Below are 16,780 nucleotides of genomic sequence, written 5' to 3' on the forward strand. Positions count from 1 at the left end.
AGCGAATATAGTGAGCTAGCAGAGCTTTTAAAGAATGCGGACAATCAGGCGCTAAATCAGGAGATTGAGGAAAAGCTAGACCAAATAAAAGATCTCATGTCTGAACTGGCAGAAAAGATGGCTGATCTTGGCGGAGATATACAGGAAGGGTTCTTAAACCAAGATGCATTTGAGGCCATGAACATGCAGAGTCAATTGGATCAAATTTCCAAACTTGCACAAGAAGGAAAAATACAAGAAGCGCTCGAGATGCTAGCTAATATGTCGCAGAGCATCCAAAATATGATGGCATCATTAGAAAACGGTATGCAGTCATTTGCTTCATCTATGATGAACCAGGGGGCATCTGAACTAAATGAGTTAATATCTCGTATCGAAGAAATTGAGAAAGAGGAATCTGAGCTTAGAGATGATACTGGTAAATTAAAAGAATCTCTTTTGAACAATCCGGATTCTAACACAAGCAACCTTAGAAAATTTGTTGATGAGCAAATCAAAAAAACAAAGCAAATGTCTAATGAGTTAGAGCAGGCGAAAGCAAAAATAGTAGATGATCCGAAGAATTCACAAAATGCGCATTTAATAGACAGAATGCTTGACCGCTCACAGCAGCTTCAGAACTGGCTTGAGGCAATGGACCTAAGACCAGCCCTAAAGAGTGCCAAGAGTATTGAAGAAAGTACCAAGGGGCTAAAAGAAATGGCAAGTCAAAATTTCGCAAACTTTGGTAAGGCTACAACAGAGCTATCCTCTTCTAATAAACTGGCGGAAGAGATAAGAAACGATCTTAATGAACTTCTGGAAAATTCTGGAAAAACTGGTGGTCAGTTTGGTGAAATGGCGCTTAGACAAGACGGGATTGAAGAAAAGACATCTGATTTAATCAAAGAGCTGTCATCTGAGCAAAGTGGGCTGTTCCTACCGCCCGGTATGAATCAGAATCTTGATCAGGCAAAAAGATTTATGGGCAATGCATCTCAGGATCTGCGTGATGAGCTGATCTCCAAGGCAATATCTAATGAAGATGAAGCATTAAAAGCTCTAAGATCTGCCAAGGAGCAGGCTCAGGAAATGATGAAACAAATGCAGATGAGCGCAAGCGGGAAAGGAATGTCGGCTCCCATGATGCTTGGCAGACAAATGCAGTCAGGTGGTACTCAGGGCGCGGATACCAGATATGTAGAGATACCGCAAGCCACTGAAGATATAGGAAAAGAATACAAAAAAAGAATTTTAGATGCTATGAAAGGCGGATCACCCGAAGGATATATTGAACTGAACAAAAAGTATTACGATAGGATAATTAAATGATTACTAAATCTAAAATACAGAGACCTTTATTCGGGCTATTAACTTTGATTTTTTTCAGCTTCTCAGCTTATGCAATCGAAGTTGATGAGCTGTTCGAAATAGCTGAGAATGATATTAAGATATGGCAAATCAGACAAGCATCAGAGTCTGTAGACTTGGCACTTGAACTAGCCAGCAGTCAAGAGGAAATCTACCGAAGTTATTATCTAAAAGCCCTTCTTGATTTTTACGCTGGCGACTACGATTCCGCAAAGAAATATGCTGACAAAGCCAAAGAGAACCAAGAGATTGATGAGCGTGACTTTATTAATTTTATATCCACCGCATCTCAAAACGCTCCTGATTTCAAAGAGATAAAATCCGAAAACTTTATAATCCGCTACGCAAATCCCAAAGATATTATTCTTGCAGATTATGCTAAAGAGGTACTTGAAAAATCAAGATATGAAATAGGGCTTGATCTAGACACTTATCCGCAAGATCCTGTAATCGTCGAGATCTATCCTGATATGAAAAGCTTCACCCTTGCCTCTACTCTTCCGGCCAGAAATGTAGAAAGAACTGGCGTGGTCGGCATATGCAAATTTAACAGGCTTATGATTTTATCGCCCAGACTATTGCCTAAAGGCTATACTTGGGCAGACACATTAGCTCATGAATACGTTCACTACCTAATTTTCTTAAAAAGTGATAACACTGTTCCGGTTTGGCTCCATGAGGGAATTGCTAAATATCACGAGAAACGCTGGAGAGAAAAGGAGACAAATGTAATAAGCCCATTCTATGAGACTATACTTTCTGAAGCTCTAGATGAGAACAAGCTTGTGCCGATTGAAAAAATGCATCCCTCTCTAGCTAAGCTTGATACTGCCCGCCAGGCTCAGCTCGCCTTTGCTCAAACAGGAACCATGGTTGACTACCTTGTTGAGAATTGGGGTAAGGAGGCCCTTGTAGAATTAATTAAGTCAATGAAAGAAACAGACGACTATGAACAATCGATAGAAGAAGTTACAGGATTAGAGTTTGCTAGTTTCTATGCTTCATGGGAGAAAGAGCTCCGGTCCAAAAACTTGGGTGAGAGAATACCGGGAGTAAAAGTCAAAGGTGCAAAACTTAAAAATACTGAAAAAGGTTCTTCAGACGGTAGTGAGGACTTGGTTGATATCGATGACAAACAGGCAAGGGATTACACTAGACTCGGAGACTTGCTAAAACAAAGGGGCAGACTCAATCCTGCCAGCTACGAGTATGAGAAGGCCCTTTCTCTTGATCCCAAATCTCCAGTTATATCCAGCAGGCTTGCATCTACTCTAAACGATATGGGAAAGAGTAAGGAGGCACGAGATATCTTATTCCCTATATTAGATCTTTATCCAAATCATCTTGATATGCACATGATACTAGGAAAGATATACTTAGATGAAGGGAATCTAAACAAAGCACAGGAAAAATTCTTGACTGCGGCCTATATAAATCCATACAATCCAAAAGTTCATCTGTTTTTGATTGATTTGTATGAAAAGTTAGGCAAGCAAGATTATAAGAATAGAGCACAAGAACATCTAAAATTATTACTTGGTGAGGAAATAGAAAATGGATAGTAATCAAAGCAGTTCTCAAGATACAGAGAAAGTACAAGAGCTTTCAAGCATAAAGAAAGAAATAGTATCAGAAATTGGAAAAGTAATAGTAGGGCAAGAAAACGTTATAGAGCTTCTATTGATTTCGCTAATGTCCTCTGGCCATTCACTATTTGTAGGCGTTCCAGGTCTGGCTAAGACCCTCTTAGTAAGCACTCTTTCAGATGTGTTGAGCCTAAAGTTTAATAGAGTTCAATTTACGCCAGATCTAATGCCATCTGACATAACCGGCTCTGAGGTACTTGAAAAAGATGAGGCATCGGACAAAAGATTCTTTAGATTTATCCATGGTCCTATTTTTTGCAACATCCTTTTAGCTGATGAAATAAATAGGGCTTCTCCAAAAACCCAGGCAGCGCTGCTTCAGGCAATGCAAGAGAAAAAAGTAACAGTTGGCGGGGAAACTTATATGATCGCGCCTCCGTTTTTGGTGTTTGCTACCCAAAACCCAATTGAGCAAGAGGGAACATATCCCCTCCCTGAGGCGGAGCTGGACAGATTTATGTTTCAGATAGACGTAAGCTACCCATCCTACGATGAAGAGCTTGAGATTGTTAAAACCACAACCGGCACCTATACACCTGAGCTTAGAAAAATCTTGGACTCAGCTAAAATTACTGAATTTCAGAATCTTGTTCATAGGGTCCCGGTATCAGACCATGTAGCTGAATATGCTGTTAAGGTAGCAAGAGCTACCAGGCCGGGTGATCCGAACACGCCTGAATCTGTAAAAAACGGTCTTGCATGGGGAGTGGGGCCAAGAGCCTCTCAATATCTTATCTTCGGAAGCAAAGCAAGAGCTGTGCTAAACGGCAGGTATACACCCACCATAGACGATGTAGTAGCAATTGCACCTTCAGTACTTAAACATAGGATTGTACTTAATTTTAGGGCTGAAGCAGAAGGTATTAAACCAGAGGAAATTATTCAGGAAATACTAAGCGGAATTCCTCATCAGAGTTCTGATCGGATCCAGGCTTAGAACTCTCTACAACGTGAGCGAACTTAGTATTTAGTAGAGCCTCAACTGATGGCTCGATTTTCTCTAGAAACGGTCTTGGATAAATACCCATAACAAACATCATAATGGCTAGAGGCAGCACGACCACTATCTCTCTTAGGTTTATGTCTTTAAGCACTTTATTTGCTGCATTGTTTAAAGGACCAAAGAAAACTCTTTGATAGGCCCAAAGCATGTAGATTGCGCCTAGTATAATTCCTGTCGCGCCAAGAGCCGCATAGACCCAGTTAAATTCAAAGGCTCCTAGTAGGATTAAGAACTCGCCAACAAAACCGTTTAAGAGCGGAAGTCCTATGGACGAGAGGGTTGCCAGCATAAAGAAAGCTGCAAAGATAGGCATCACCTTTGCTATGCCGCCAAACTCTGCAATTTTCTTAGTATGTCTTCTGTCATACACCATGCCGACCAAGATAAATAGTGCGCCGGTAGAAATACCGTGGTTTATCATTTGATAAATGCCGCCCTGAACACCTTGGATATTTAGAACAAAAATACCGAGCATAACCAATCCAAGATGGCTTACACTTGAATAGGCCACCAGTTTTTTAAGATCCTTTTGAGCGAACGCCACCATAGCGCCGTATATAACTCCGATAATAGCAATTGCAATTAGAATTGGCAGATACTCCACGAAAGCATCCGGGAAAAACGGCATCAGAAATCTTAGAAATCCATAGGTGCCCATTTTCAAAAGAACTCCTGCAAGAATCACACTACCCGCTGTAGGTGCTTCAACGTGCGCATCGGGAAGCCATGTGTGAAATGGGAACATAGGAACTTTAATTGCAAATGCCAAAAAGAACGCTAGAAAAGCTAAACCCTGAGGGCTAAGTATGCCGTCAAACGGAATTTTTAATCTGTAAAAATCCATCACATCCATAGACGCAAATCCAAACTGCTCGATATGCATATAGAACATGTACAAAATTGCGATTAACATCAGAGCGCTTCCGAATGCTGTATATATGAAGAACTTTATCGCTGCGTAGATCCTTCTCTCGGTGCCCCAGATACCAATTATGAAATACATTGGAATAAGAACGGCTTCCCAGAAAATAAAAAACAGGATCATATCAAGAGCTACAAAGGTTCCGATAAGAGCTGTTTCTAAAGCAAGCATCATTATAAGAAATGATCGCATGCCTTTGTGGATTGAGTGCCATGAGGCCAAAAGGGTAATCGGCATAATGAAAGTAGTCAGAAGAACTAAAAACAGGCTGATTCCATCAAGCCCTACAAAATAGCTAATACCCAGGCTCTCGATCCAAGGTATACGCTGCACAAACTGCATAGCCGATGAGCCGGCCTCAAAGTTGGTGAATAGTGGTATTGATATGATAAATTCAACCAGTGTTACAACTAGTGCGCCTATTTTTAAAGGCCCTTCAGAATTCTCATAAATATAGGACAGAAAAATCAGAATAGGAATCCCGATTAATGGGAAAAATATTATTAGTGAGAGGTTGCCGCTTAGAAGCGATTCCATTTGAAAATTAGTTCCTTAATAACCAGAATTACAGCAAGAATTTATGGGCTGTAAATATACTATAGCAGCAGGATGTTTCAAGGCATTTAAAGCAGTTGTGTAGTTTTGACACTAATTTGATCTTAAACCCTGCCCAGATATACTAATGCTCCCTTGAATTCAATGAGGGTTTACTAACGCAAATACCCAAACAATGGTAGACTGTTAGTTATCAAATAGCTCTTTTATAGAGCAAGAAATTCGGGAGGTTTTCAGCATGGGAATGAAGAAAATAATTACTATAAAACCTGACGCGCCAGAAGAATCTTCTAATAAGGGCGTAAGCTTTAAAAAGTTTGATAAATCAGAAAAACCTGAAACAAACGTTGAGCTCACAGAAGAGATTGTATACGACGCTCTAAAAACGGTATACGACCCCGAGATCCCTGTCAGCATAGTGGATCTAGGTCTTATTTATGACGTAGCAATTTCCTCAGGCAACAACGTGAATCTTAAAATGACACTAACAACACCTGGCTGCGGAATGGGAGCTATGATAGCAGGCCAAGCAGAGGAAGCAATCAGAGGTGCCGGTGCTAACAACGTACTTGTCGAAGTCGTATGGGATCCGCCATGGAACCCAGATATGATGTCAGATGAAGCAAAAAACAAACTTGGAATGGAATAAGGAGATCCTCTAAAAACATGTCGCTTAGTCCTGAGAGAATAAAACAGTCCCTTCAAACGGTTAAATACCCTGGGTTTACAAGAGATATTGTATCATTTGGATTGGTTAAAGATGTACAAATAGACGGAGCAAAAGTAAACGTTTCACTAGTGCTTCCAAAGCCTGATGACAAGCTGGCATCGGAGATTGGAGAATCTGTAAGAGCAGCAGTGCTTGAGACTCCGGGCGTATCTGATGTAGATATACAGATCTCAGCCCGTCCGCCAAAAGCGCCGCCTTCGGGAGGGGCACAGCAACAGGCTGAAAAATCCGTCAATCTTCCTGATATAAAATACTACATAGCAGTCGCCAGTGGTAAGGGCGGCGTGGGGAAATCCACAGTCGCAGTAAACATTGCAGTTGCTATGGCTAAAATGAGAGACAAAGTGGGGCTTATGGATGCTGATATATGGGGCCCAAGCGTACCGACAATGCTCGGAGTAAAAGATAGACCAAAAGCAACAGAAGACAATAAAATTATTCCTCTTAATAAATTTGGGCTAAAGCTCATGTCAATCGGATTTTTGGTAAATGAAGATGAGACAGTTATCTGGCGAGGCCCTATGGTGCACGGCGCGATTAAACAGTTTATTGAAGATGTTATTTGGGATGACACCGATCACTTAGTCATTGACCTTCCACCAGGCACAGGGGATGCGCAGTTATCACTAGTGCAAACGGCTCCTCTAAGCGGAGGGCTCATAGTTACGACCCCCCAAGACGTTGCACTTATAGATGTTAAACGCGGCGTTCAAATGTTTAGAAAGCTAAATGTGCCTATTTTGGGAATTGTTGAGAACATGAGCTACCTTGAGCAGCCCGGAAGCGCTGAGCCGATCGACATTTTCGGCAGAGGCGGCGGTAAAAAAATGGCTGAGCAGTTTGGGGTGCCTTTCCTTGGTGAGATACCGATTGATCCTAATATAAGAATAGGCGGGGACAGCGGTGTTCCTATAGTTGAATCAAGCCCAGATAGCGTGGCGGCCAAAGCATTTAATAAGATCGCTGAGAACATCCTTGATACCATAGAAAAGAGTTAGCTCATATCATTCTAGTTGGTATATCTTACTCGAAACATTGAACCTTTTGCAGTAATGAATATCTTATTAATATATAATAGATTTTGCGGCTCTAAGCGAAAAAATATAATACGAACATATTAGATAAGAGATAATGGCTTCAGTAAAAGACTATTATAAAATTTTAGGCGTAAATAAAGGCGCTAACAAAGATGAAATAAAAAAGGCTTATCGCAATCTTGCGAGAAAGTACCATCCAGATCATAATCCCGATAACAAAGAAGCTGAGGAGAAGTTTAAGGAAGTTCAGGAAGCGCATGAAGTGCTTTCCGATGATGAGAAGAGAAAAACATACGACATGTTTGGAAGCGCTGAGTTTAGCCCCGGTGGGCAGACAACATGGAGAAGGCCTGGAGATCCGAGCGGAGGGAGTTATCAATATACATACAGCGCTCAGGATTTCCCGGGATTTGAAGATATTTTCAAGGACATTTTCGGATTTGGCGGGCAGCCACGCTCCAGAAGAGGCGGTGGAAGAAGAGGTGGCGGAGATTCGTTCAGAGATATTTTTGGCCAGGGAGCACGCCAAGAACCAGCTCGCGGCAAGGATCTGGAATATCAGATTGAGATAGATTTTGATACCGCAATCAAAGGCGGGGTAAGAGACATTACAATTAACAGGCAAAGACTAAATGATGTTAGCACCGAAAAACTTTCAGTAAAAATTCCAGCAGGAGTTTCTACAGGCTCAAAGATACGGGTTCAGGGAAAAGGAGAATCTGGCGCCAGAGGGGATCAGGGCGACTTGTATCTAAAGATAAAAGTACAGCCGCATCCTATTTTTAAACGTACCCAAGACGATATATATCTTGAGTTGCCTATAACAGTATACGAGGCAGCTTTGGGCAAACAGGTAGACGTGCCCACAATAGATGGAACGGCACAGGTTTCAATACCGGCTGGGGTTCAAAACGGGACAAAGTTAAGACTAAAGGGAAAAGGTGCCCAGAACTTAAAATCTAAGAAGAGAGGCGATCAGTATGTTGAGGTTAAGATCGTTATGCCTGATAATATAACTAAGAGCGATAAAGAGCTTTATGAGAAACTGGGTGAAGAAAGCCCTTATGATCCCAGGGACAAATTCAGTAAGTATATGAAATAAATTAGGAGGCAATAGAGATGAGCGAAGAACAGACACCACAAGACCCCGGCGGTCTTAAAATGGATTTCTCAACCTTTATACTTTCTTTAAATGCATCTTCATTAATACACTTAGGAGAGATTCATGACCCACAGCTTAAGGAGATAAGCGTAAATCTACCGGCTGCTAAGCATACAATCGAAATTCTTGAGATCCTTGAGGATAAAACTGTAGGGAATCTAGATGAAAATGAGCAAAAGCTTCTAAAAGATATTCTCTATAATCTAAGATTGAAGTATGTTCAGCATTCAAAGGCTGACTAAAACAACTGATTTAATCGACTTTTGATAATTTTAAAAACTCAGCGAATCTTGAACTAAGCTCCTGTTTTGTTAGATCAGAGAGCCTTCTTACACTAAAGTTCTCAACTGTAAAAGATGCTACAACACTGCCGTTTACGACTGCAGTTTTAAACCCAGCCGGATCAGTTATATCATTGCCTGCGATGTAACCCATAAAACCGCCTGCAAAAGTATCCCCGGCCCCAGTTGGGTCAATCACCTCTTCAAGCGGAAAGCTTGGAGCCCAGAAAATGTCATCCTCAGCGAACATTAATGCCCCGTATTCGCCTCTTTTGACGATAAGTATTTTGGGACCCATATCAAGCACTGCCCTTGCAGCAGTAGTAATTCTCGGCTCCCCTGCTAGAGCTCTAGTTTCTGAATCGTTTATTAAAAGGATATCCACATGTTTTAGCACTTCTTTAAGCTCTTCTGGCTTGTTGTCAATCCAAAAGTTCATAGTGTCACATGCCACAAGCTTTGGCTCTTTTACTTGATTTAAAACACTTAGCTGTAAAACCGGATCTATGTTTGCAAGGAACACATAGTCCACATTGCTATAACTCTCAGGAATGACCGGGTTAAAGTTCTCGAAAACGTTTAAGTACGTTCCTAGGGTCTCGGGATCGCCAAGATCATAGCCGTACTTACCTTCCCATTTAAAAGTCTCCCCATCTTCTCTCATAACGCCATCAAGGTTTATATTTTTCTCTCTAAAAAGCTCTAAGTGGCCCTGTGGAAAATCTTGACCAACAACCGCAACTATTCCTACATCTGTAAACATGCTTGCGGCCAAGGAGAAATATGAGGCAGAGCCTCCTAAGATGTTATCTTCTTTTCCAAAAGGTGTTTCAATACTATCAAGCGCCATAGATCCAACAACTAGTAATTTCATTTTACATACCTCTCTATTATTATTCCGAGGCGCTCCTTTGCCTCTTGTGATATAGCATCTGTTGCAGTAATTATTGCATTTTGAAGCGCATTACTACATGGACATTGCGTTTCTTCTTTAATAGTAGGCACCACTTTTTTAATAATATCTCTGGCAAGCTGTACATTGCTATTAAGAGTTGCTATCAAATCTTCGACTGTCACGTCATCGTGATCTTCGTGCCAGCAGTCATAATCTGTTGCCATAGATAAACTTGCATAGCATATCTCAGCTTCCCTTGCCAATTTTGCCTCTGTGGCATTGGTCATACCGATCACATCAACTCCCCAGCTTCTGTAAATGTTGCTTTCAGCACGAGAAGAGAACTGCGGGCCTTCCATACACAAATATGTGCCGCCCATGTGGACATTTGCACCCTCAGCCAGCGCGGCTTTGTATAGATCTTCTGATAATCCCTGACATACAGGATCCGCCATAGAAACGTGGGCCACAATACCGTCTCCAAAAAATGTGGAGGCTCTAGTTTTTGTGTGGTCATAAAACTGTAATGGAATAACCACCTGACCAGGCGCTATATGCTCTTTCATGCTTCCAACAGCGCTCACTGATATAATCCACTTTACACCCATTTGTTTCATTGCATAAATATTTGCCCTGAAATTTATCTCGGTTGGCATAATTTTATGGCCTCTTCCGTGCCTAGGAAGAAAAACTAGTTTAGTATCACCTAGATTGCCGACCACAAGCTCATCTGAAGGATTACCAAAAGGGGTATCAACAGCCACAGATTCAACATCTGTAAGCCCTTCTATGTTGTAAAGACCGCTGCCGCCAATTATTCCTACAATTTTCATAAGCACCTCTGTGTTCGTTAAGCGCACTTAAACTAACATTCAAACTATTTATGGTCAAGAAATTGATAAACAAACTACTCTTTGGGACTTAATATAATTAGAATCCTCTCAATATCAGTACCTGGAAGATTGAATTCTTTTAATTCCATTAGATTAAATTTATCTTTAATTTCGTCACTCTCACTGCTCCATTCATAAGGCCCTCTTTTTCCTCTCATAAGGATTATTACTCCATTCTTTGATACATAAGCAGAGCTTAAGGCCAAAGTATCTAAGACACTGCCAACGGCTCGGGTAATGACATAATCAAAATCACCTCGCAAAATATCATTATCCGGATCTTCCGCCCTACCCCACATGGCTCTTACATCTTCTAATCCAAGTTTCCTAATTGTATCGTTTAGAAACGAGACTTTTTTATTTGCAGAATCTAGGAGCGTGGCATTAATTGTTGGATGTATTATTTTAAGCACAAGACCCGGAAACCCAGCCCCAGTGCCTATATCAAGCAAACTCTTACTATCCTCGATGTAGGATGAAGCAGAGATAGAATCTAGAAAATGATTGATAATTACTCCTTCATCATCTTTTATAGCTGTAAGGTTTATGTTCTTATTCCACTTTTTTAAATTGTCCAAATACTTCATAAAAAGCTCGACTTGCTCATCTTTAAGATCTACCCCAAGCTCACAAGCCCCTTGGATCAATAGTTCATTTAGACTCAATCGGTGCTCCTTAAAAGCATTGGATGATTAACATTGATACTAGGCTTTCCTCTGTGCATTTTTACTCTTCCTATTACCTCTACACTCTTTCCCAAATAATGATCTTCAGGCGTTATATCAAAGTGTGAGAAATTATCCCAATCCTGCGGGAAAATTACTATATTTAGGGTGTCTTCCATATTTAGGACAATAACATTTGGAGATTTACGAGCGCCCACTATTTCGCCTGACACAACTATATTTTCTCCTGTAAATTGCCTCGCATCATCAGGTTCTACCTTAAAACGATGATATCCCTTAGGAGGCTGCAAACCTTGGAGATTTCCCCATAAACCCTTTTTCTGACTTTTGGCCAAATTCACTGCATCATAAATTTTATCAGAATACATATCGTTAGGTTCTATAATAAGAACAGTGGCAAAGCCCTGTTTTAGTAGCTCCTCATTCACTAATAGTCCGTCAACGTAGACATGCGCTAGAATTCTTCCATACGGGTCATATTGTTTCTCATCAAACTCAAGCTTCACACTCTGACCCTCAACTAGTTTAGAATTATAATCCCAAGCCTCTTTAGCCATAGGCTCTCCAGGCGAGTCTTCAAGGGCTATTTCCGGGGTGTCTATTCCTAAATATCTTACGCGCGATCTTTTTGGATCATCAATTACAACTGTATCACCATCAAGTACTTCTATAACTCTATATTCAGCGGAATCAGGAGTTTTATCTGCTTGTTGAAAAATGTAATAGGCTACAAAAATAAAGATAACAAATAGTAAATAAAGAGTTTTTCTTCGTCTTGTGTTCATAAGATAACTTTATATGATAAGAATTAATCATTAGCTAGAACTTTTCTTGCAAAGGTTAGAAATCCTGTATGACTTACCATTCTATCTACCGGGCGGGTCTTACCTGAGCTTACCTGCATATATCTGAGCAATAGTTCTAGAGTTTCAATATACACAAATCCATGCTCTTCGAGGTGCTGCACACAAGTTTCGACCTGATTATAAGTTGGCGACAGACTTGCTATGCGGCCTCCGCCCCTAAGCGCCTTTGCGGCAGACTCTATACCATCCCATGGAGAGGGAAGATCTAATATCACAACATCTACATCTTGCTGATCAAAACCATCCCTGGCATCTTTTAATTTAAATTCAACATAATCCGAGTAGCCAAAGTTCTCGATATTCATCTTGGCATTCTCTAAGTGCTTTTCTCTTCCTTCGTACGTATATACCATTCCACCTGGTGCAACCGCATTTGCAAGCGCCATAGTTAGAGAGCCCGAACCTGTGCCGCATTCGATCACCCTCATTCCGGACTCAATACCCGATTTTAGAATCATGTATGCTGCATCTTTGGGGTAGATGATTTGCGTGTGCCTTTTAACCTTCATCATTTTGTCTTCCAAGGTGGGGTCCAATAGAAGAAATGGATGGTCTAAGTTTGAATAAATCCTCTCGCCGTATGATTTTCCAATGGCGTGTGCGAGCGTAAGCTCACCCTTGTGAGTACCCATCTTTTTGTCCTCTGAAATCACTACTAGAAAGGTTTTGTTATCAGGAGAAATTAAAAGTACGTGATCGCCTTCTTTAATAATCATCGTCCGCTAGATTAATTCATATTACTATTGTTTTCAAGATTCCTTTGTTGGCTCAAAGAATGTAAATAGTATAAAACCTAAAAATACCATGCACCCCGTGGCAAAGTACATAACCTCATAACCAAAATCTCTTGCAACAAGTCCAAGAGGAAATGCTAAGAAATTAATACCCATGCTGTATGATGCGTTAAAGGCTCCCATCGCTTTTCCTCTTTCATCAGAGCCTGCTTTGTCTATTACCAATGCGCTTAGTGTTGGATATAAAAATCCGTAGCCAATACTGAAGAATAGAGATATCAGAATAGCCTCAAGGGCATTGTCCACAAAATACATAGCCGCAAGAGAGACTGAAACCGCAAGTAGGCAAGGTGAAGCGATAACTTTTCTGCCCAGCTTATCTGAAATCCGGCCGCCAAAAATCCTGACTGCAGTTACTGCAATTGTGTAGGTTAAAAAGAAATAAAAAGCCGCAAGCCCTTTTGATCTTAGAAAGGTTGCGACAAAGTTTAATATAGCCCCAAGCCCACCAGCGAGAATTAAATTGGAGATCAAAATGATTGAATATCTTTTAGATGCGATCAGGCGGAAAAAACCCATCCCGTATGGATCTTTTGAACGGTGGAATTCGCCGTCTTTGGTAAACAGAGTAAGTGCAAATGCGATAAGGCTAAAAACTGCTGCGTATATGAAAAACCAATAAAAGCTTGAGAGTTCAATTATAAGTTCTCCTAGTGAGGGACCAATCGCATAAGACGCTATAGTGAAAGCGCTGAAAATTCCAAGACCTTCAGCCCTTCGCTCAGGTGGTATGTAGTCCGAGACGAAGGTTCCGGCAGATGTGAATGCAAATGCAAAAGATACACCCTGCACAAAACGGAGCAAATAAAAAAGTGGAGATAGATGGTCTATGAAGATATAGCCAAGCGAAGCTACTGCCATAATCCCATAGCCTAATAGCATAAAGCGTCTTCTTCCGTACTTATCAACCAGATAGGCCACAAAAGGTATTGCACCTAGTGATGTAATACCAAAAGAGCCCATAATAAAGCCGATGTTAGCCTCATCACCACCCAATTCCTTAATATGAATAGGCAGTAAAAAAAACGCTGAGAAATTACAAAAGAAAAAGAAGTTAGCTGCGGTGGCTAGCGTAAAATTTTTGAATTGCGAAGATGTAAAGTGGGATGACATAATATTTTGACTATATAAAAATTGAGCTTAGGATAAGCTATAATTAAAGAATAGAAATAATACCTAGAGACTTTGACAATGTATAATGACGTGATATATTTTCTGACCTTATTAATGAGCCGTTAGCTCAGTAGGTAGAGCAACTGCCTTTTAAGCAGTGGGCCGCAGGTTCGAATCCTGCACGGCTCATTCTTTGCCAGTCCCCATCGTCTAGCCTGGCCCAGGACATCGGCCTTTCACGCCGAAAACAGGGGTTCAAATCCCCTTGGGGACGCATATAACTCAAAACAGCAAATTTACTGAATTATCCAGCTTATCGAACGAGCTTTGATATCTGCTTAAATTCGTCTGTACCGGCAGTTTCGAGCAATTGGAACAAAAAAGCTTCTGTAGTTCCAACAACAGCTCCTGATTTCTCAATTAGGTTAATACCTTTTTCCCAATCGAGCTCTCTTCTGGAAATAACTGCGTCTGCCGGGACATAAACATTGTATCCTTTATTAACCATATCTATTGCTGTCTGAAGAACACACACATGGGTCTCTACTCCGCAAAGCAGCACTGAGCCCCTATCGATATCTTTTATGGCCGATTCGAACTCGGGAGACCTGGCGCAGCTGAACACAACTTTCTCAACCGGGGAAAAACCATCTACTGATTCTTTTATCTCCTCTATAGTAGGGCCCAAACCTTTTGGATACTGCTCTGTAACAGTTACTGGAATGTCTAGCACCTTTGCAGCCTCTAAAAGAATTTTCATATTCTTAAGATTAGTTTCAGTAATATCCTCTGGCATTGCGCCCATAAGTCTTTCCTGAACATCAACCACTACGAATGAAGTGTCATCTCTATTTATGAAATTCATATTGATCTCCTTTGTTGCTAAAATCACGATTTACAGAAATTTAAGAAAATAGTCTGACAATCTATAAAGGGAATATATAAAAGATAGTGCTTAAAGTAAAGAGTGGAAAGATGAGGCAGCGTCTAACACTGCCTCATTTATAATTTTAAGGTAATTAATCTTTATGTTTGGAAAACTCTTCTTCAAATCTTTGGGCTAATTCTTTGGCTTTCTTATCGTATTCAGCCTGATCATCCCAGCTCTTTTTAGGCTCTAGAAGCTTATCATCCACGTCAGGACAAGCTGTTGGAACCTGAAGCCCAAAAATTTCTACTTCATTAAATGATCCTTTTTCAAGAGTTCCATCTACTGCTGCTGTTACAAGAGCCCTTGTTTGTGGAAGAGGCATCCTTTCGCCAACCCCATAAGGGCCTCCGGTGATTCCTGTGTTAAGTAGCCACACAGTTGCACCGCTCTTTTCTAATTTTTCTTTTAGCATTGCAGCATAAAAAAGCGGAGGTCTTGGAAGAAAAGGTGCGCCGAAACAAGAGCTAAATGTAGCCTGCGGCTCGCTTACTCCTCTTTCAGTTCCTGCAACTTTTGCTGTGTAGCCTAGAGTAAAGTAAAACATTGCCTGCTCAGGTGTAAGTTTAGAAATCGGAGGCAGCACTCCGAAAGCATCGTAAGTAAGCATGAATATAGTTTTTGGAACTCCGCCAACACCCTCTGGAACTATATTTGATAATGAATCAATTTGATATGCCACCCTTGTGTTCTCAGTATGCTCAGCGCTGTCAAAGTCTATTTTTTTAGTTTCAGAATCAATTTTTACATTTTCGAGGACTGATCCGAACCTTAGAGAAGCATCATAAATTTCAGGCTCTGTTTTAGCGCTTAGCTTAATAGCCTTGGCGTAACAGCCACCCTCAAAATTAAAGACTCCGTCATCAAACCAGCCGTGTTCGTCGTCTCCTATAAGCGCCCTTTCAGGGTCTGCAGAAAGAGTAGTCTTTCCTGTTCCAGAGAGCCCAAAAAATAGGGCTACATCGCCATCTTTACCAACATTTGCCGAGCAGTGCATCGGGAATACACCCTGTTTTGGAAGCAGGAAGTTAAGAGCGGAGAATGCAGATTTTTTCATTTCCCCCGCGTATTCAGTCCCACCTATTATTGCCATTTTCTTTTCAAAATTTAATATGATAAATGTCTCAGAGCGAGTACCGTCAGTGTTAGGATCGGCTTTTAATCCCGGTGCGCTTAATACTGTAAAGCCAACAGATTCATGCGGAAGCTCTTGATCATTGGGTCTAATAAAAAGATTATTTACGAATACATTATGCCAAGCATATTCATTTATTATTCTAACGTTTTTCTTATAGTCCGGATGTGCGCCAATTTGAAGGTCTCTTACAAATAAGTCCTTACCTTCATAGTATTCAAGTATTTTTTTATGTAGTTTGTCGAAGTGTTCAGCTGAAATCGGCTTATTAATAGGGCCCCAGGCAATATCATTTTCAGTCCCTGGCTCTTGAACTATAAATCTGTCTGCCGGGGAGCGTCCGGTATGGGTGCCGGTATAAGCAACCAATGTGCCGCCTTCGGCAATTAGTCCTTCATCTCTTCTTATTACTTCTTCATATAAACTTGGAATCGGAAGATTATAGTAAATCTTTCCTGGGTTTTTTATCCCGTGCTGCTCTGCTAGATCCTTATCAGTTAATGTTTGCACTTCCTAAATTCCTCCATTATTCATAAAATACTCTGACCTAATAGAAACTTGTCTAGAAAGGGAGTTAATAGTATACAAGGATAGGCACTTTGGCAAGAATATATCTGTATTAATATGCATACCACAGACAACTAAATGGCTAAATGATCGATTTGAATATATATCTTATATATAGTCATTAAGATATATAATATTAGAGCCGATTCGCATGTAATTTTTAATAATTGTAGGCCTTTTGATATAGTATGCATACTTGGATCCATTTGACCTGACG

16 protein-coding genes and 2 tRNA genes are annotated in these 16,780 nt (G+C 40.7%); 9 read left to right on the forward strand and 9 right to left on the reverse strand.

Annotated elements, in window-relative coordinates; translation table 11 throughout:
* The 3 genes from AAF462_02580 to AAF462_02590 form a co-directional block, all read left to right on the forward strand.
* The coding region (locus tag AAF462_02580) for a DUF4175 family protein (GenBank protein MEM7007998.1) at positions 1-1,311 on the forward strand (1,311 nt) is incomplete at its 5' end.
* On the forward strand, positions 1,308-2,912 hold the full coding sequence (locus tag AAF462_02585) for a tetratricopeptide repeat protein (protein MEM7007999.1): 1,605 nt from the start codon (positions 1,308-1,310) through the stop codon (positions 2,910-2,912). The genes AAF462_02580 and AAF462_02585, both read left to right, overlap by 4 nt.
* Positions 2,905-3,933: a MoxR family ATPase gene (locus AAF462_02590; protein ID MEM7008000.1), complete on the forward strand. Its 1,029-nt coding sequence runs from the start codon at positions 2,905-2,907 to the stop codon at positions 3,931-3,933. Before AAF462_02585 ends, AAF462_02590 begins: the two co-directional genes overlap by 8 nt.
* Here AAF462_02590 and AAF462_02595 read toward each other — a convergent pair.
* Positions 3,875-5,458 (reverse strand): NADH-quinone oxidoreductase subunit M, encoded by a 1,584-nt coding sequence (locus tag AAF462_02595; GenBank protein MEM7008001.1) that lies wholly within the window; start codon positions 5,456-5,458, stop codon positions 3,875-3,877. The genes AAF462_02590 and AAF462_02595 overlap by 59 nt on opposite strands.
* Before the next feature lie 262 nt (positions 5,459-5,720).
* Between AAF462_02595 and AAF462_02600 the strand changes: the two genes are divergently transcribed.
* The 4 genes from AAF462_02600 to AAF462_02615 all read left to right on the forward strand — a co-directional run bounded on the left by AAF462_02600 (position 5,721) and on the right by AAF462_02615 (position 8,647).
* On the forward strand, positions 5,721-6,125 hold the full coding sequence (locus tag AAF462_02600) for an iron-sulfur cluster assembly protein (GenBank protein MEM7008002.1): 405 nt from the start codon (positions 5,721-5,723) through the stop codon (positions 6,123-6,125).
* Positions 6,126-6,142: 17 nt separating this feature from the next.
* The gene (locus AAF462_02605) at positions 6,143-7,204 is read left to right on the forward strand and encodes an Mrp/NBP35 family ATP-binding protein (GenBank protein ID MEM7008003.1); all 1,062 of its coding nucleotides are present in this window, start codon (positions 6,143-6,145) and stop codon (positions 7,202-7,204) included.
* Positions 7,205-7,337: 133 nt separating this feature from the next.
* Positions 7,338-8,345, forward strand: a complete 1,008-nt coding sequence (locus AAF462_02610; GenBank protein MEM7008004.1) for a DnaJ C-terminal domain-containing protein — start codon at positions 7,338-7,340, stop codon at positions 8,343-8,345.
* A gap of 17 nt (positions 8,346-8,362) precedes the next feature.
* On the forward strand, positions 8,363-8,647 hold the full coding sequence (locus AAF462_02615; GenBank protein MEM7008005.1) for a DUF1844 domain-containing protein: 285 nt from the start codon (positions 8,363-8,365) through the stop codon (positions 8,645-8,647).
* A gap of 10 nt (positions 8,648-8,657) precedes the next feature.
* Here AAF462_02615 and AAF462_02620 read toward each other — a convergent pair whose 3' ends face one another.
* From AAF462_02620 to AAF462_02645, 6 genes are all read right to left on the reverse strand, one after another.
* A complete protein-coding gene (locus tag AAF462_02620) occupies positions 8,658-9,560 on the reverse strand; it encodes a PfkB family carbohydrate kinase (protein ID MEM7008006.1) in 903 nt (300 codons plus the stop codon).
* On the reverse strand, positions 9,557-10,414 hold the full coding sequence (mtnP, locus tag AAF462_02625; GenBank protein MEM7008007.1) for an S-methyl-5'-thioadenosine phosphorylase: 858 nt from the start codon (positions 10,412-10,414) through the stop codon (positions 9,557-9,559). The genes AAF462_02620 and mtnP overlap by 4 nt, the downstream gene beginning before the upstream one ends.
* Before the next feature lie 74 nt (positions 10,415-10,488).
* The gene (gene rsmG / locus AAF462_02630; GenBank protein ID MEM7008008.1) at positions 10,489-11,139 is read right to left on the reverse strand and encodes a 16S rRNA (guanine(527)-N(7))-methyltransferase RsmG; all 651 of its coding nucleotides are present in this window, start codon (positions 11,137-11,139) and stop codon (positions 10,489-10,491) included.
* Complete coding sequence (locus AAF462_02635; protein MEM7008009.1) at positions 11,136-11,945, reverse strand: thermonuclease family protein; 810 nt, start codon at positions 11,943-11,945, stop codon at positions 11,136-11,138. The genes rsmG and AAF462_02635 overlap by 4 nt, the downstream gene beginning before the upstream one ends.
* 23 nt (positions 11,946-11,968) lie before the next feature.
* Positions 11,969-12,742: a tRNA (adenine-N1)-methyltransferase gene (locus AAF462_02640; protein ID MEM7008010.1), complete on the reverse strand. Its 774-nt coding sequence runs from the start codon at positions 12,740-12,742 to the stop codon at positions 11,969-11,971.
* Positions 12,743-12,775: 33 nt separating this feature from the next.
* On the reverse strand, positions 12,776-13,933 hold the full coding sequence (locus AAF462_02645; GenBank protein MEM7008011.1) for an MFS transporter: 1,158 nt from the start codon (positions 13,931-13,933) through the stop codon (positions 12,776-12,778).
* A 116-nt stretch (positions 13,934-14,049) separates the two neighbouring features.
* Here AAF462_02645 and AAF462_02650 point away from each other — a divergent pair.
* Both AAF462_02650 and AAF462_02655 read left to right on the forward strand, forming a co-directional pair.
* Positions 14,050-14,122, forward strand: a tRNA-Lys gene (locus tag AAF462_02650).
* A 10-nt stretch (positions 14,123-14,132) separates the two neighbouring features.
* Positions 14,133-14,207: transfer RNA gene (locus AAF462_02655), tRNA-Glu, on the forward strand.
* A gap of 39 nt (positions 14,208-14,246) precedes the next feature.
* On the opposite strand, the gene AAF462_02660 is transcribed toward AAF462_02655, so the two are convergent.
* A complete protein-coding gene (locus tag AAF462_02660) occupies positions 14,247-14,798 on the reverse strand; it encodes a hydrolase (GenBank protein MEM7008012.1) in 552 nt (183 codons plus the stop codon).
* A gap of 154 nt (positions 14,799-14,952) precedes the next feature.
* Entirely contained in the window at positions 14,953-16,506 is a 1,554-nt protein-coding gene (gene pckA / locus AAF462_02665) for a phosphoenolpyruvate carboxykinase (ATP) (protein ID MEM7008013.1), read from the reverse strand.
* Positions 16,507-16,780 lie beyond the last annotated feature (274 nt).

The sequence above is a fragment of the Thermodesulfobacteriota bacterium genome, from assembly GCA_039028315.1.
Lineage (GTDB): Bacteria > Desulfobacterota_D > UBA1144 > Nemesobacterales > UBA2774 > CR02bin9.